The organism is Clostridia bacterium (assembly GCA_026414765.1).
Classification (GTDB): Bacteria; Bacillota; Clostridia; order Acetivibrionales; family DSM-27016; genus SKW86.
This window is the reverse complement of record JAOAIJ010000040.1, coordinates 1-14,420: the sequence shown is the minus strand read 5'-3', so window position 1 is coordinate 14,420 and position 14,420 is coordinate 1. Positions and strand designations below refer to the sequence as shown.

General features: G+C 38.2%; 12 protein-coding genes and 1 other RNA gene. 11 read left to right on the top strand and 2 right to left on the bottom strand.

The genetic code is table 11. The features are described from left to right. The first annotated feature begins 167 nt into the window (after positions 1-167). The 6 genes from N3I35_14720 to N3I35_14695 all read left to right on the top strand — a co-directional run bounded on the left by N3I35_14720 (position 168) and on the right by N3I35_14695 (position 8,666). Entirely contained in the window at positions 168-1,499 is a 1,332-nt protein-coding gene (locus N3I35_14720; GenBank protein MCX8131331.1) for a maltose ABC transporter substrate-binding protein, read from the top strand. Between the two features lie 122 nt (positions 1,500-1,621). After that, the gene (locus N3I35_14715) at positions 1,622-2,923 is read left to right on the top strand and encodes a sugar ABC transporter permease (protein ID MCX8131330.1); all 1,302 of its coding nucleotides are present in this window, start codon (positions 1,622-1,624) and stop codon (positions 2,921-2,923) included. Continuing rightward, on the top strand, positions 2,920-3,771 hold the full coding sequence (locus tag N3I35_14710; GenBank protein MCX8131329.1) for a sugar ABC transporter permease: 852 nt from the start codon (positions 2,920-2,922) through the stop codon (positions 3,769-3,771). Before N3I35_14715 ends, N3I35_14710 begins: the two co-directional genes overlap by 4 nt. Positions 3,772-3,834: 63 nt before the next feature. Then, complete coding sequence (locus N3I35_14705) at positions 3,835-5,586, top strand: alpha-glycosidase (GenBank protein MCX8131328.1); 1,752 nt, start codon at positions 3,835-3,837, stop codon at positions 5,584-5,586. A gap of 257 nt (positions 5,587-5,843) precedes the next feature. Then, entirely contained in the window at positions 5,844-6,863 is a 1,020-nt protein-coding gene (gene tsaD, locus N3I35_14700; protein MCX8131327.1) for a tRNA (adenosine(37)-N6)-threonylcarbamoyltransferase complex transferase subunit TsaD, read from the top strand. 435 nt (positions 6,864-7,298) lie between these two features. After that, entirely contained in the window at positions 7,299-8,666 is a 1,368-nt protein-coding gene (locus N3I35_14695) for a DUF512 domain-containing protein (GenBank protein ID MCX8131326.1), read from the top strand. Positions 8,667-8,762: 96 nt separating this feature from the next. Here N3I35_14695 and N3I35_14690 read toward each other — a convergent pair whose 3' ends face one another. Next, entirely contained in the window at positions 8,763-9,419 is a 657-nt protein-coding gene (locus N3I35_14690; GenBank protein MCX8131325.1) for a lytic transglycosylase domain-containing protein, read from the bottom strand. A 204-nt stretch (positions 9,420-9,623) separates the two neighbouring features. Next, positions 9,624-9,941, bottom strand: a complete 318-nt coding sequence (locus N3I35_14685) for a hypothetical protein (GenBank protein ID MCX8131324.1) — start codon at positions 9,939-9,941, stop codon at positions 9,624-9,626. Positions 9,942-10,316: 375 nt separating this feature from the next. On the opposite strand from N3I35_14685, the gene N3I35_14680 reads away from it, so the two are divergent. The 5 genes from N3I35_14680 to ssrA all read left to right on the top strand — a co-directional run. Next, complete coding sequence (locus N3I35_14680) at positions 10,317-11,843, top strand: methyl-accepting chemotaxis protein (GenBank protein ID MCX8131323.1); 1,527 nt, start codon at positions 10,317-10,319, stop codon at positions 11,841-11,843. An 88-nt stretch (positions 11,844-11,931) separates the two neighbouring features. Beyond that, the gene (locus N3I35_14675; GenBank protein ID MCX8131322.1) at positions 11,932-12,414 is read left to right on the top strand and encodes a DUF402 domain-containing protein; all 483 of its coding nucleotides are present in this window, start codon (positions 11,932-11,934) and stop codon (positions 12,412-12,414) included. Positions 12,415-12,423: 9 nt separating this feature from the next. Continuing rightward, positions 12,424-13,281: a PHP domain-containing protein gene (locus N3I35_14670; protein ID MCX8131321.1), complete on the top strand. Its 858-nt coding sequence runs from the start codon at positions 12,424-12,426 to the stop codon at positions 13,279-13,281. A 466-nt stretch (positions 13,282-13,747) separates the two neighbouring features. After that, complete coding sequence (gene smpB, locus N3I35_14665; protein MCX8131320.1) at positions 13,748-14,212, top strand: SsrA-binding protein SmpB; 465 nt, start codon at positions 13,748-13,750, stop codon at positions 14,210-14,212. Between the two features lie 29 nt (positions 14,213-14,241). Next, positions 14,242-14,420, top strand: a transfer-messenger RNA (tmRNA) gene (gene ssrA / locus N3I35_14660); the annotation flags it as partial.

Below are 14,420 nucleotides of genomic sequence, written 5' to 3'. Positions count from 1 at the left end.
CGGTTAACCAATATATTTATAGATGTACAGCCACAATTCTTTATACATATCCTGTTAGCCCTTAACGACTGCCTGCGGCGGCAACAGTTGACTCGAGGGATGATTTAAGCTGTTAAAAGGTACAAAAAAGCCTTTTGATAAAATAAAATGGTAGGGGGAATATCCAAATGAACAAGATGTCAAAAAGAGTTCTTGCAAGAGTGCTGGCCGTAGTATTGGCAGCATTGATGGTTTTTAGTGCAGTAGGCTGCAGTAGCAAGGCTACAGACACAAATGGTGGAGAAAAGCCGGCTACAACAAAAGCTGCAAACGGTAACGAAGGCAGTGCTGCTGCGGGAGATGCAGACCAGGATGAAGAAATTAAGGCTGAACCTGGTGCGAAGCTTAAAGTATGGATTAATGAAGGAACTGAAAAGAAGTGGATGGAAGGTGTAGCTAAGGACTTTACGGCTAAATACAACATCCCTGTGGTAATTGAACCTGTTTCACACTCAGATTCTCCCAAGAAAATCCAGACAGACGGACCTGCCAAGCAGGGAGCAGATGTATTTGAAATGAACCACGACAATATTCCTACAGTATGCAATTCTGGTCTTGTATTGCCGAACGAATTAGACTTTTCACAGTTTATAGATGTAGCCGGTACTGCATTGAAATACCAGGATCAGACATATGGTTATCCTACGGTTGTTGAAACTTATGCACTGCTTTACAATAAGGCACTTGTAAAAGAACTACCAAAAACTTTTGATGATTTGATCAATTTCTGTAAGACATTTAATGATGTAAAAAAAGAAAAATACGGATTTATGTTTGAGCCTTCAACATTCTACTATACACACGCATTCTTCGCAGGATTCGGTGGATACGTATTCGGAAATAACGGCTCGGATCCTAAGGATATTGGTATCAATAATGAAGGAGCCGTAAAGGGGATCGAATACTATCAGAAGTTAAAGGAGATTTTACCTCTGAAGATTCAGGACCTCACATATGACATTAAGAAGGGACTTTTTGCTCAAGGAAAACTTGCATTCAACCTAAGTCTTATGGAAGGTGTCAAGGATGCAAGAGATAATAAAATAGAAGTTGGAGCTATGCCTCTACCGGTTTTACCAAATGGTGAACATCCCAAATCCTTTGCCGGCGTACGTGGATTATACATAAATTCTTACACCCAGTATCCGGAGGCTTCTAAACTTTTTGCAATGTTTGCTACATCAAAAGAGATGATCAAGAGGCGTTTCGCTGAAACAGGTCAAATACCGGTTTATAAAGAACTGATGAATGATTCTGCCGTTGTAAATGATGAGTTGGCTAAAGCTTTCCTGGAACAGGCAAGCTATGCTATCCCAATGCCTAACATTCCTGAAATGATTAGCGTATGGCAAGTTATGAATCCTGCACTGGAGCCCATATGGAACAAAGGGGCAAACGTAAAGGCAACACTTGATGATGCAAGAAAGAAGCTGGATCAGCTTATAGCTGCAAACAAATAAGGATTTTCCTGAACTTTAAAACACGAAGTGGCCTTTACGGCTGCTTCATGTTTTGAAGCTGAACATTTTTAAGTTGCCTGATTTGGCTTATTTCTGGAATTTATGAGAAAGGGGAATCTTAGATGAATTCTCATTCTAAGAAAGCAGGGGCATTATCGGTTTTATATATGGGTCTGGGGCAGATATACAACAAACAGTATATAAAAGGCATTATACTTGCAGCAATTGAAACAGCGTTTATAATTTTTATGATTCCATATATAGGAAGAAGCATATGGGGGCTTATTACGCTTGGAGAAACTCCCCAAAGGATAGTGAAGGGCAAGGTAGTACAGGGGGATCATTCAATATTCCTGATGGTTCTAGGTATTATAGGGCTTATGGTTGCGGTGGTATTTCTTGTCCTTTACCTTATCAATGTGTCTGATGCCTATAAAGTAGGAAAACTAAGAGATAAGGGTAAGCTGGCCAATAATTTTAAAACTTCAATTTCGACTTTGCTGGACAAAGGATTTCCATACTTACTACTCTCACCTGCGTTTATTTTTGTATTGTTCCTAACTGTTCTGCCATTAATATTCGGAGTCATGATTGCTTTTACAGACTACTCGGGTCCAAATCATTTGCCTCCCCGTGTACTTGTGGAATGGGTAGGTTTTGATACCTTTAAAAGCCTGTTTACCATGACTGCATATAAGACAACATTCATAGGTGTCGGCCTGTGGACAGTGATATGGGCTATACTCGCTACTATAACCAGCTTTTTCTTCGGATTGGTTTTTGCAGTACTGATTAATAGTAAAGGTATACAGATTAAAAAGTTTTGGCGTACATTATATATTTTACCCTGGGCGATGCCGTCCTTTATTTCAATTTTAATTATGCGTACTATCTTCAACGGGCAGTTCGGTCCTGTAAATAAGTTCCTTGTATCAATGGGTATGGAGGGGCTTCCGTGGCTTTCAGATGCCAATCTGGCAAAGACTGTATGTATCATGGTAAATATCTGGCTCTCCTTTCCATACTATATGGCAATGATGTCCGGCATACTAACCGGAATATCAAAGGATTTATATGAAGCAGCTGAAGTTGAGGGTGCTTCTGAAAGCCAGAAATTCTGGAAGATCACTATTCCTCTGGTTATGTTTGCAGCTGCACCACTGCTGATTTTAGGGTTTACCGGTAATTTTAACAATTTTACACTGATTTATCTGATTAACGAGGGTGGACCTGCAAATCCGGACTATCAGTTTGCCGGAGGAACTGACATACTGCTATCCTGGATTTACAAACTTACGCTTGATAATAACAAATACAATCTTGCATCTGTAGTATCAATACTTATATTCATTCTTATTGCTGTAATTTCAATAATTAATTTCCGCCGGACAAAATCATTTAAAGAGGAGGATATGATACAATGATGGCTTCAGAAGTCAGAAAAAAGATAACAAAAGGTGGCATTTATCTAATCCTCACTATAATGGCGATTCAATCGGTTATACCTATATTATGGACTATTATGGCCTCTTTCAACACAGGCTCTTCACTATATAGTGTGTCCCTGGTACCGGAGAAAATTACATTTGCCCATTATCAGGAAATTTTTAATGACAGACAGTATGGAAAAAACTTTGGCTTATGGTATTGGAATACTTTTAAGATTGCAATTCTTACAATGATATGTGCGACTTTGTTAATAATTATTACTTCCTATGCACTATCACAATTCAGGTTCAAGGGAAGAAAATTTACGCTGATGACAATGCTTGTCGTACAGATGTTTCCGGGCTTTATGAGTATGTTTGCAATTTTTATACTATTACTACAACTGAATCTTATAAACACACATATGGGGTTGATTCTGGTATATGCAGGTGGGGCTATTCCAGGAGGTGTATGGCTTGTAAAAGGATATATGGATGGTCTGCCGCGGTCATTACCGGAGGCGGCAAAGATCGATGGTGCGAGTAATATTACTATATTTTTAAAAGTTATTATGCCGATATCCACACCGATTCTTACTTTTATTGCATTGCAAAGCTTCATATCACCTTGGATGGACTTCATTTTTGCAAGGCTGGTACTAAGGTCCGATGATAAGAAGACGCTTGCAATAGGGCTGTTTGAGATGGTAACCGGAAGAACCAATACAGAATTTACTATGTTTGCTGCAGGATCGGTGCTTGTAGCTATTCCAATAACAATATTGTTTACATATTTACAGAAGTATATTGTAGAAGGATTGAGTGCAGGTGCTTCTAAGATATGATTTTAAGTAGTTATACGGCAAGTATATGCCATAAGAGATTAGCAAATTAAGGAGAGATTTATCATGCTATTGGAAGCAATATATCATTCGACATATTCGGAATACTGCCATGCTATAGATAAAAATACCTTTATAGTAAGGCTGAGGGCGAAAAAGAATGATCTTAAAAGATGTGTTGTGTGCTTTGGCGACAGAATGTTCCAGGGAAATCCTGTCCGTATGGAAAATGTCGAAATGTTTGTCGTTGCCTCAGACAGGTTTTATGATTATTTTGAGGCGACAGTTCATACAAAGCTCACCAGAGTATGTTATTATTTTATGATTTATGACGGTATAGAGTCGCTTTACTATTATGACAATGACTTCCATGAAAAACTGGATTATGATCGTCAGAAGTACTTTACATTCCATTATATCAGAGAGGAAGATATTGCTGAAGTTCCGGGATGGGCAAAAGAAGCGGTAATTTATCAGATATTCCCTGACAGCTTTGTCGGCTCCGGGGATAAGGCCATCCGTGCACGCAAGGAGATAAAAATCGATAATGGTGTATGTAGCCGTAATATGAACGGAGGTACTCTGAGGGACATAATTGATAATATACCGTATATCGTGGAGCTGGGTATCAATTGCATATACCTGAACCCGATTTTCGCCGCAAACTCGTGGCATAAGTACGATACTATAGATTATTACTCTGTTGACCCGTGCTTTGGTTCAAATGAGGATTTTAAAGAGCTTGTAAAAAAATGTCACGAGTCAGGAGTCAGGGTTGTTCTCGATGCAGTATTCAACCACTCGGGACCGGACTTCTTTGCATTCAGGGATTTGAGGGAAAAAGGGGAGAAGTCGGAATATAAGGACTGGTTCTATATTTATGATTTTCCTCTCAGATATGAAAAAAACCCTAATTATGAATGCTTTGCATATGTTGAGACAATGCCCAAGCTGAATACCGGAAAAAAAGAGGTTGTCGATTATTTCGTAGACGTGGGAAAATACTGGATTAAGGAAGCTGATATTGACGGATGGAGGCTTGATGTAGCAAATGAGGTAAACCACGATTTTTGGAGGGAATTCAGAAAAGCAGTAAAGGCTGTAAAACCCGATGCTCTTTTAATAGGAGAAATATGGGATGATGCAAGGGCATGGGTACAGGGCGATCAGTTTGACTCTTTGATGAACTATAACTTTACATATGCATGTATTGATTATTTTGCAAAAAGTGTCATTAGTGCAGTTCAGTTTGATGCTAGAATAAACTATCTTCTAATGAGATATAAGCACAATATTCAGTATGCGCAAATGAACCTTCTTGACAGCCATGATGTAATAAGGTTTCTCTCGTATGCAGATGGAGATATAAGGAGACTTAAGACGGCTGCTTTATTCCAGATGATGCATGTAGGTATGCCTTCCATATATTACGGGGATGAAAAAGGCTTAATGGGAAGGGAAGAGGTAGAATACAGGAAACCTATGAAATGGGATGATGATGAGGTTTCAACGGATATATTCAATTACTATAAAAAGATTATTGCCATAAGAAAGAAATATATGAAATCAATGCTTGGAAAATACGTTACTAAATCTGTTGATTTGCAGAAAAATATATATGCATTTTCAAGACAGGCTGACGATGAAGAACTTTTAGTGGTGATAAACAACAGTGAAACGGTGCAGACTTTCGAAATAGATATAAACAGGGATACAGGCAAGGTCTATGAAGAAATAAGCGGAAAGATGCATAATATCAGCAATGGCAAAATATCTCTTGAAATAGATGCATTGAGCGGGGCAGTTTTTAAGATTTAATTCACCCCCTTTTACTGCCTGCTTAATACAGAATTGACTATTGAACAATAGAAGAGGCTTTTCCTAAATACGACAGGAAGAGCTTTTTCTATTATTTTAGATACATATGCACATGCTTTTTTACGGATAAAACGTGAAATCATTGCTTAATATATTCATAAGGAAGATATGAGTCCCGACATATATGCTTGTAAAAGCTTATCCGTTAAGCTATTATATATTGAGAACTATTGATATGAAAAGCGCAGGTGTTTATGGTGAAAGAGATAATCGTACTTGGTATAGAGACAAGCTGTGATGAAACTTCGGCTGCGGTGGTAAAAGACGGTAGACAGATACTTTCAAATATTATATCTTCACAGATTGATGTACATCAGAAATATGGAGGGGTAGTACCTGAAATAGCTTCCAGAAAGCATGTGGAGCTGGTGATGCATGTCATTAATCAGGCTATAGAGGAAGCTGGAATAAAAATCGATGACATAGACGTGGTTGGTGTTACTTATGGGCCTGGACTTGTAGGAGCTCTTCTTGTAGGATTATCAGCTGCTAAAGGTATGGCTTTTGCCAAGAATAAGCCACTTGTGGGAGTACACCATATAGAAGGGCATATAGCAGCAAATTATCTTGATTTTGAAGAGCTTGAGCCGCCTTTTATATGTCTTGTTGCATCAGGAGGACATAGTCATATTGTTTATGTACATAGCTACGATAAGTTTGAAATTATGGGACAGACAAGGGATGATGCAGCGGGTGAAGCTTTTGACAAAATTGCCAGGGCCATAGGAATGGGCTATCCCGGAGGGCCTTTGATAGATAAGGCTGCTCAGAGCGGGAATAGTAAGGCCATAGACTTCCCAAGGGTTTATTTCAGCGATGGCAGCCTGGATTTCAGCTTTAGCGGAGTAAAAACTTCAGTGCTCAATTATCTTAACAACCTTGAGCAAAAAGCCGAGAAATGCCCTGTAGAGGATGTTGCTGCGAGTTTTCAGCAAGCAGTAGTTGATGTTTTGGTGAGAAACACCATTGAAGCTGCAAAGCTAAGGAATGTCAGAACTATTACTATTGCTGGCGGGGTAGCGGCAAATTCTGCTTTACGAAAATATATGAAATCTGAGGCGGAAAAAGCGGGGATGGAGGTTTTCTACCCAAGACCTGTTTTGTGTACCGATAATGCTGCTATGATTGCTTGTGCAGCTTATTACGAATATGCTAACGGGCATAGATCAGATATGAATTTGAATGCTGTTCCGGGGCTCAGACTGGGTGAGAGATAACTGTGGATAACTTTATTATTTAGGAATAAACAGTTGTATCCTTTTTGATGGGAATTTTATACATAAACTGTATTATTATGCAGATGAATTGACATAAAATGAACGTGTGTCGAATAAACTGGATGATGCAAAGAATACATAAACCTTCACATGCAATGGGTCTTAAGGCCTATTTTTATGTTCCTGTTTTTTGTCTGACAGTGTTGAAATATAAAGTGTTAATAATGTGGAAATTCTGTATAAAGCACGCATTTTGTTATATTTTGAGATGTGGATAAGTATGTGGACAGTGTGGATTAATATTTGTACATGCTATGTAAAATTTTATTTTTTTATAGAACTTAAGTATTTTTTTGTTAGTATTATGCTAAATTATGTAACTTTAATTGCCAAAACCTGTTTTTTTGTTGGTAGGGCTGATGGAGCAGAGGTATTATGAAAATAGCAAGCAAAGAATATATCATAAATACAGTTTTTAGAACCAATATATTGCCTATAATAACAAAGTGCAATACATCATGTGTTTTCTGCAGTCATAAGCAAAACCCCAGTGAGATAGAAGTTTTTCAGATTCCGGAGATGAAAATGGAGGATTTTGACGAACTATTAAATTATATATCTCCCAACAAGAAAATAGTAATTGGGGAATCTGCAACCAGAATAGTTGAGGGTGAACCTTTACTGCATAAGGATTTTTCCAGTATCTTATCGTTGATCAGGTGCAGATTTCCGGAAACAACGGTACAAGTCACAACAAATGGGATTTTGCTCACGGAAGAGCTGGTCGACGAGTTTGTACGATTAGGTAACATAGAACTGAATATTTCTGTCAACTGTGTCGATGCAGAAAAACGTAATAAGGTTTTGGGAATAAAAAGAAGCAGAAGTGTGTCAGATATAATAGCGATGCTAAAAGGCAGGATTAAGTTTTCCGGAAGTATGGTGTATATTCCTGATATTATGGATGAGTGTGATGTTGAGGACGTGGTGTTGCTCTTAGACAGCAATGACGCAGAAGCAGTCAGGATATTTCTTCCGGGGTATACGGATAAAACGGAAAAGCACCGTGATATTGCGCATATATATAGGGAAGTCGATTTGCTGATACGGGTATTAAGGCAAAAATATGAAATACCTGTTATAGTTGAGCCACCTTTTATTAATGACCTGTCAGCCAGGGTTGAAGGGGTAATCAGGGGTACACCTTCGCGGGCAGCCGGAATAATGCCCGGGGACATCATCCGTGAAATAAACGGTGATAAGGTTAATTCACGGGTAGAAGCTTACAATAAAGCTTTTAGCTCTAGTAATCCGCTGCTGCATGTGGAAAGATCCGGCAAGGTATTTGAGATAAGGCTGAAGAAACCAAAAAATTCATCTTCAGGATTGGTCTTCTTATATGATGTGGATCCTGAGGTTGTAAAGCAGATAGAAAGAGTAATAGAAAGAAATCTGCTTCCCAAAAGACATATGAAGAATAATATATGCAAAAACAAAATATGGTTTTTAACTTCGGAGCTAGCTGTAGAGATTATAAAAAAATTGTTGGATATCAGCGGCTTGGCATTTGATTATGAAATATATGGTATAAAAAACCGGTACTTTGGAGGAAGCATTATGTGTGCCGGATTACTGACGATCCAGGATATTGCACAGTTTTTGGAAGAAAAATTCAGGTATCTGGAAAAGCCTGACTTGATTCTGCTGCCACCGGTTATGTTTGATTTTACAAAAAGGGATTTGCTAGGTAGAAGCATTAGAGAGATTGAGCAGGAGTTTGGAGTATTGGTTGATACATTATAATTGCTTGAAAGTTTGAATTTATGTGTTTAGACAGCTTTTCATCAATACTTCGGAAAGGCAAAAGCGCAAATAAAGGTGGCATTAGCCACCTTTTCTCTATCCGGAATACTGTCTGTAATATTTCATTACTTTTATTACATAATCCTGAGTTTCTGCATAAGGCGGTATGCCGTTATATCTTCTAACAGCGTTAGGACCTGCATTATAGGCTGCCAAAGCAAGGCTGATATCTCCGTTGAAAGCTTTTAGTTGATCTCTCAGATATTTGGTTCCACCTTCAATATTCTGTGCAATATCCCATGGATTTTCCACACCAAGAGCGTCTGCCGTACCGGGCATAAGCTGCATAAGGCCCTGTGCGCCGGAATGGGAAAGAGAATTTGGATTAAAGCTGGATTCCTGTCTTATTACAGCTCTGATAAGATTTGCATCTACTCCGTATTTCTTTGAAGCAGCGTCAATGTTGACATTGATGAGCTCCATGAGCTTTTCCTTGTCTTTAGGTATAACTGCAGAACTATTTGCTCTGGAAATCCTGGCTCTTTCCACATCTTTGCTTCTGTCTTTGCCTTCCTTATCAATTGCATTGGACTTTGATGAAGGCAGCCCTTCGGTTTGTGTATTGCCTACAGCACTATCCAGTACTTCCTGAAAGGAACTGCTATCCTGTTGAAATCCATTTATTTTTATAGGTACTTTGCTTTGGACCTCATTAAGTTTTTGTATAAATATATCTCTGACATTAAGATTCACATTCTTCACTCCAAATCAACATGTATAAACCGTAACTGTTGTAAAATGAAACAGGAACGGAATCAGCTCCTTAAGCACAGACAAGCTTATGCTATAAATTATACTACATAATTAACTTAATTTATATGGGAATTGATATATGTCCACTATATATATCGGTATTTTCACATTTGAATCTTATGAGAGATATTAATGTAAATCTTGTCAGGATACTTCCGATTGAGTCTTTCTAATAAATTTTGAACATGCGTTTTTATTTTCGCCATTGAACGGGCGGACAGAAAACAATTGGCACAAACCTAAACCTGGTGTATCTTTCGAATTATTTATGTTAAGTATGAAGTTTTCACAGTGGACGCATTTAAAATTAAGGTCTTTATAGGTTTTGGGAACAGGGGAGTATCTGTGCTTTGAGCAAACATAATCAGGAGAAACTACGCCTTTATCCCTGCATAAAATATCGCTGTTAACTGTCATCGGTGTTCCTTTTAAACAGTTATTGCATGACCTTTTTTCCTTCAATGTCTAAACCCCCTAACTTAGTTCTTTATATTATAACATCGTACAAATTCATATGGAATAATATGGGAAATAAATATTGTTTTTTTTCAAAATTTAATTTTACAGCTTTTGGTCTTTAATGTATAATTTATAAATAAGATGTTTGGGAAATTTTATGTTGAATTATGCTAAATTAATTGGATTTTTGAATTCTTTGCACGTAAATGCTGCGAGCTATAATTTGGATTAACATAAATATTTATCAACTAAATATGTTGTGCTGGCTTGAAAGTGTTGTTAATAGAATAAATGTAAAAGGGATGCTGCAGGTTGCAGTATCGGATTCTATGAACAAAACCTGACGGGCACGGAACATTAACTTAAGGAGGGGGACAAATGAATCAGAATGGTATTCTGGTAAAAAATGAATGCGAGGCTAATCGTTTATCGGCAACAATAATGCTATTAACGATTATATTTGCAGTATTGGTGTATGTCCTTGATGTGGTAGGCATTTTCATTGTCGATTTAAAGGTAATGACAATAGCGATTATAATTTCCATTATACTGGATGTTATTCCTGCCTTTGTAGTCTTTTTACTAAAAAAAGATTCATGGTGGGTGAAGTATTTGAATGTGACTGTGGCTACTCTCATGATTGCTGAAGTGAGTATGTTCCTATCTTATCACATAGTTGTACTTTACGTATTCGGGGTAGCTATAGCTTCTCTGTATTTTTCAAAGGGGTTAAGCTGGTATGCTGTAGGACTTTCAATAATTGCATTATCTATAAGTCAGATTTGTGGAGTTTATTATAATTTCCTCGAAGACAAAAACTATGTGACTGTGCCTGATGCAGTTATATTTGGTGTCATACCTAAAGCATTACTTCTTCTTTTATTGTCTTTAATATTTACCGTATTGGCTAAAAGAACGAGGAATATGCTGGAAAATGTCATGGGTGCCGAAGAACAAAAAAATATGCTGGAGCGCATTTCCTCAATAGTGAAAAAATCTTCAGAAGTATCCGTAGTTCTTGCAAACTCGGTAAAACACTTGTCAGAAATAACAACACATACTACAAGAGCAAATGAACAGATAGCTGAAAATACCAGTAACATAGCAGCAGGTTCGGAAGATACCCTTAAGTATATAGATGAAGCATCAAATGCTGTAGAAGCTGTATCCAAGAACCTTAACAGGATTGCTGACGAGAATAGGTTCATAGCGGATATATCAATGCAGGTAAATGAAATGACTCAGAGAAGCGGTTTGATTATTAAGGACGCAGTTAACGAGATGCAGATAATTGAGAAAACAACTGAGGAAAGTAAGGAGACGATCTATAAGCTGGGAGAAAGATCCAGTGAAATAGGTAAAATAATTGAAGTCATAACAGGAATTGCTGGGCAGACAAACCTATTGGCGCTGAATGCAGCTATTGAGTCGGCAAGAGCGGGTGAGCATGGAAAAGGCTTTGCTGTGGTAGCGGAAGAAATAAGAAAACTTGCCGAGCAGTCACAAAGGGCTGCCAAAGATATATCCAATCTTATAAAGGAAGTTCTTGCTGACACGGAAAAAGCGGTTGATGCAATGGACAGGGGTTCCCAGTTTGTCGGAAAGGGACTCGGCGTAATAAATGAAGCCGGAAAGGCATTTGACAAGGCTTCTGCTGCCGGTATGGAAGTAAATGATAAGATACAGGAGATCAGTGGTGTAACAAGGCAAGTTGCTGAAAGTGGAAATAGAATTACTGAAATTGTTTATAATATAAAGAATATAAACCACAAGAGTATCGGAGAACTGCAAAATATTGCAGCTGCGTCCGAAGAGCAGCTGGCTTCTATGGAACAAGTTGCCTCATCGGTGGATACAATAGAAAAGATATCAAAAGAGCTTCTCGATGTTGTAAACGAAAAATAGTTAATATTCGGAAGCAGGCGGATCTCTGCTTGCTTTTTGAATTTTATGAAGCATATATTGATAATAAACCGGTGTTCAAGGAGTGAAAATGTTGCAAAAACCAACCATATTCAGAAGAAGGTATATACCAAACGAAACTATTGACATAACAGGCGATGAACTACTATACAGGGATGAAGAGGTGTTGATTACAAAGTGGAAAGCTATAAGGCCGCGACCCGATATCTCCGGAGGGATTTCTTATACATTCCTTAAGGAAGGGTATAAAATCAGCCGGTTTTATGATAACTCAGGCAAGTTTATTTACTGGTATTGTGATATTATCGATGTAGACTATAAGAGTGACAGTGACACATATACCCTTATCGATCTGCTTCTCGACGTGAAGCTTTTGAAGGATGGAACCCTCATGGTGCTTGATGCGGATGAACTTGCGGAAGCTCTTGAAAAGGCCTTTGTAACTAAGGAACAGGCATGTAGAGCTATGAGAATAATGAATAAAATTTTGAAGATGATATATAAAAAGAACTTTCCTCCTGAGATTTGCAAAAAGGAAGAATATTGGATTTAAGGATGGACTATGGAACGATATATAGATTTGCATACTCATTCCACCGCATCTGATGGCAGCATGACTCCCAGAGAGCTTGTACGGCATGCAAAGGAATGCGGTCTTTCCGCTATTGCGCTTACAGATCACGACACGGTAGAAGGCGTAGACGAAGCAATTGATGAAGGTAAAAGAATCGGACTTGAAGTAGTTGCAGGAGTTGAAATAAGTGCCGATTATAAGCCTGAAATGCACATTTTGGGTTACTTTTTCGATGAATCTCACAAAAACATTAAAGCTACTCTTGAGAAGCTTAGAGAAAACCGGAGAATCAGAAATCCCAAAATTATTAACAAGCTGAATGAAATCGGATTTGATATTAATCTGGAAGAAGTAGAAGCCGAGGCGGCAGGTAGTGTTGTAGGCAGGCCGCACATAGCAAAAGTCCTCGTCAAGAAAGGCTATGTAAGGAGCGTAGAGGAAGCTTTTGAAAAATATCTATCCAGTGGAAAACCTGCTTATTTTAAGAAGGACAAGATGAAGCCTGAAGAAAGTATACAGTCTATCATTAACGCAGGCGGGATTCCTGTAATAGCGCATCCCAAGTACCTTGAGCACACGTTGGACGAACTTGATAAATTGTTTGGCAGTTTGAAAAATGCAGGCTTAATGGGCATAGAAGCGTACTATGTTGATAATACAAAGGATGACACAGGGAATCTTTTAAGGCTTGCCATTAAGCATGAACTTCTGCCGACAGGCGGCAGCGATTTTCACGGTAACTTTAAAAACGGCATTGACATAGGCAAAGGGCGGGGAAATTTGAAGATTCCTTATAATCTTCTTGAGAAATTAAAGCAACAGTACAAAAATAATCCCTATTCTTAATGGACTAAAAATATATCCAAAGAGTAGGGGGAGGTTGGTAAGAAAACCTGGATAATTTATTTTGAGAGCAAGAAAACACTAAACATCAATATGTATATTTAAATTGTATAGAAAATCCCGGTGTCTATATTATGCTATAAATAGCACGAAATAACAATAAATAATAGTACCTATAGGACTTGAGGTTAATATACTATATATAGGCATTAAGTACTATTCAAAATCTGATACGGCGTTGAGTGGAACAGTTTTCCGGGTTCTTTAACTTGACACTTGAGTTTAAAGTGGTATAATGTAATAGCGTAAAAATGTTAATATTACTTACGTACAGAACCTTTCGTCCCGAAGGGTTATTTTTATCTGTGGTGAGGCAGTATATGCCGTAATAGTACTGATAGGCTAAAAGCTTGATGGAAAATCACTTTCAAGCATGAATTTTTCGCAGCGCAGCTGCATAGAGGTTTTTATGTCTAAGGAAGAGATAAAAGTTGTGGCCCAGAATAAAAAGGCCAGGCATGATTATTTTATAGAACAGACTCTGGAAGCGGGGATAGTGTTGTCAGGCACGGAGGTAAAATCCATACGCCAGGGCAAGGTAAACCTCAAGGATAGCTATGCCAGAATAGATAATGGGGAAGTTATCCTCAGTGGTATGCATATCAGTCCTTATGAACAGGGTAATATATTCAATAAGGAGCCTATGAGAGACAGAAAGCTTTTGCTTCACAGATATGAAATAAACAGACTGATAGGATATACTCAACAGAAAGGCTTGACCCTGGTGCCTATACAGCTTTACTTTAAAAAGGGCAAGGTCAAGATAGAACTTGGAGTTGCCAAGGGTAAAAAGCTGTATGACAAGAGGGATGATATAGCAGAAAGAGATGCCAAGAGAGAAATCGACCGGAAGCTCAAGGAGAGTTTGCGATAGAATTGTACATTGTCAATTGAATTTATCATGGGGGCGTAATGGTTTCGACGGGATTGTTGAGACTTGGGTAGCGGGTAGAGGATTCTCGTTGGCCTCTTAAAAAACGAGAAACTAAAATTAAACGCTAAAAACGATAATTTCGCTTTAGCTGCTGCTTAATTAAGCAGCCCGTCAGTCCAGGGTTCCTGCACCTTGGGTAGCTGGCGTC

Coding starts and splice junctions, on each gene's coding strand:
- N3I35_14720 (MCX8131331.1), top strand. CDS start 168: ATGAACAAGATGTCAAAAAGAGTTCTTGCAAGAGTGCTGGCCGTAGTA.
- N3I35_14715 (MCX8131330.1), top strand. CDS start 1,622: ATGAATTCTCATTCTAAGAAAGCAGGGGCATTATCGGTTTTATATATG.
- N3I35_14710 (MCX8131329.1), top strand. CDS start 2,920: ATGATGGCTTCAGAAGTCAGAAAAAAGATAACAAAAGGTGGCATTTAT.
- N3I35_14705 (MCX8131328.1), top strand. CDS start 3,835: ATGCTATTGGAAGCAATATATCATTCGACATATTCGGAATACTGCCAT.
- N3I35_14695 (MCX8131326.1), top strand. CDS start 7,299: ATGAAAATAGCAAGCAAAGAATATATCATAAATACAGTTTTTAGAACC.
- N3I35_14680 (MCX8131323.1), top strand. CDS start 10,317: ATGAATCAGAATGGTATTCTGGTAAAAAATGAATGCGAGGCTAATCGT.
- N3I35_14675 (MCX8131322.1), top strand. CDS start 11,932: ATGTTGCAAAAACCAACCATATTCAGAAGAAGGTATATACCAAACGAA.
- N3I35_14670 (MCX8131321.1), top strand. CDS start 12,424: ATGGAACGATATATAGATTTGCATACTCATTCCACCGCATCTGATGGC.
- smpB (MCX8131320.1), top strand. CDS start 13,748: ATGTCTAAGGAAGAGATAAAAGTTGTGGCCCAGAATAAAAAGGCCAGG.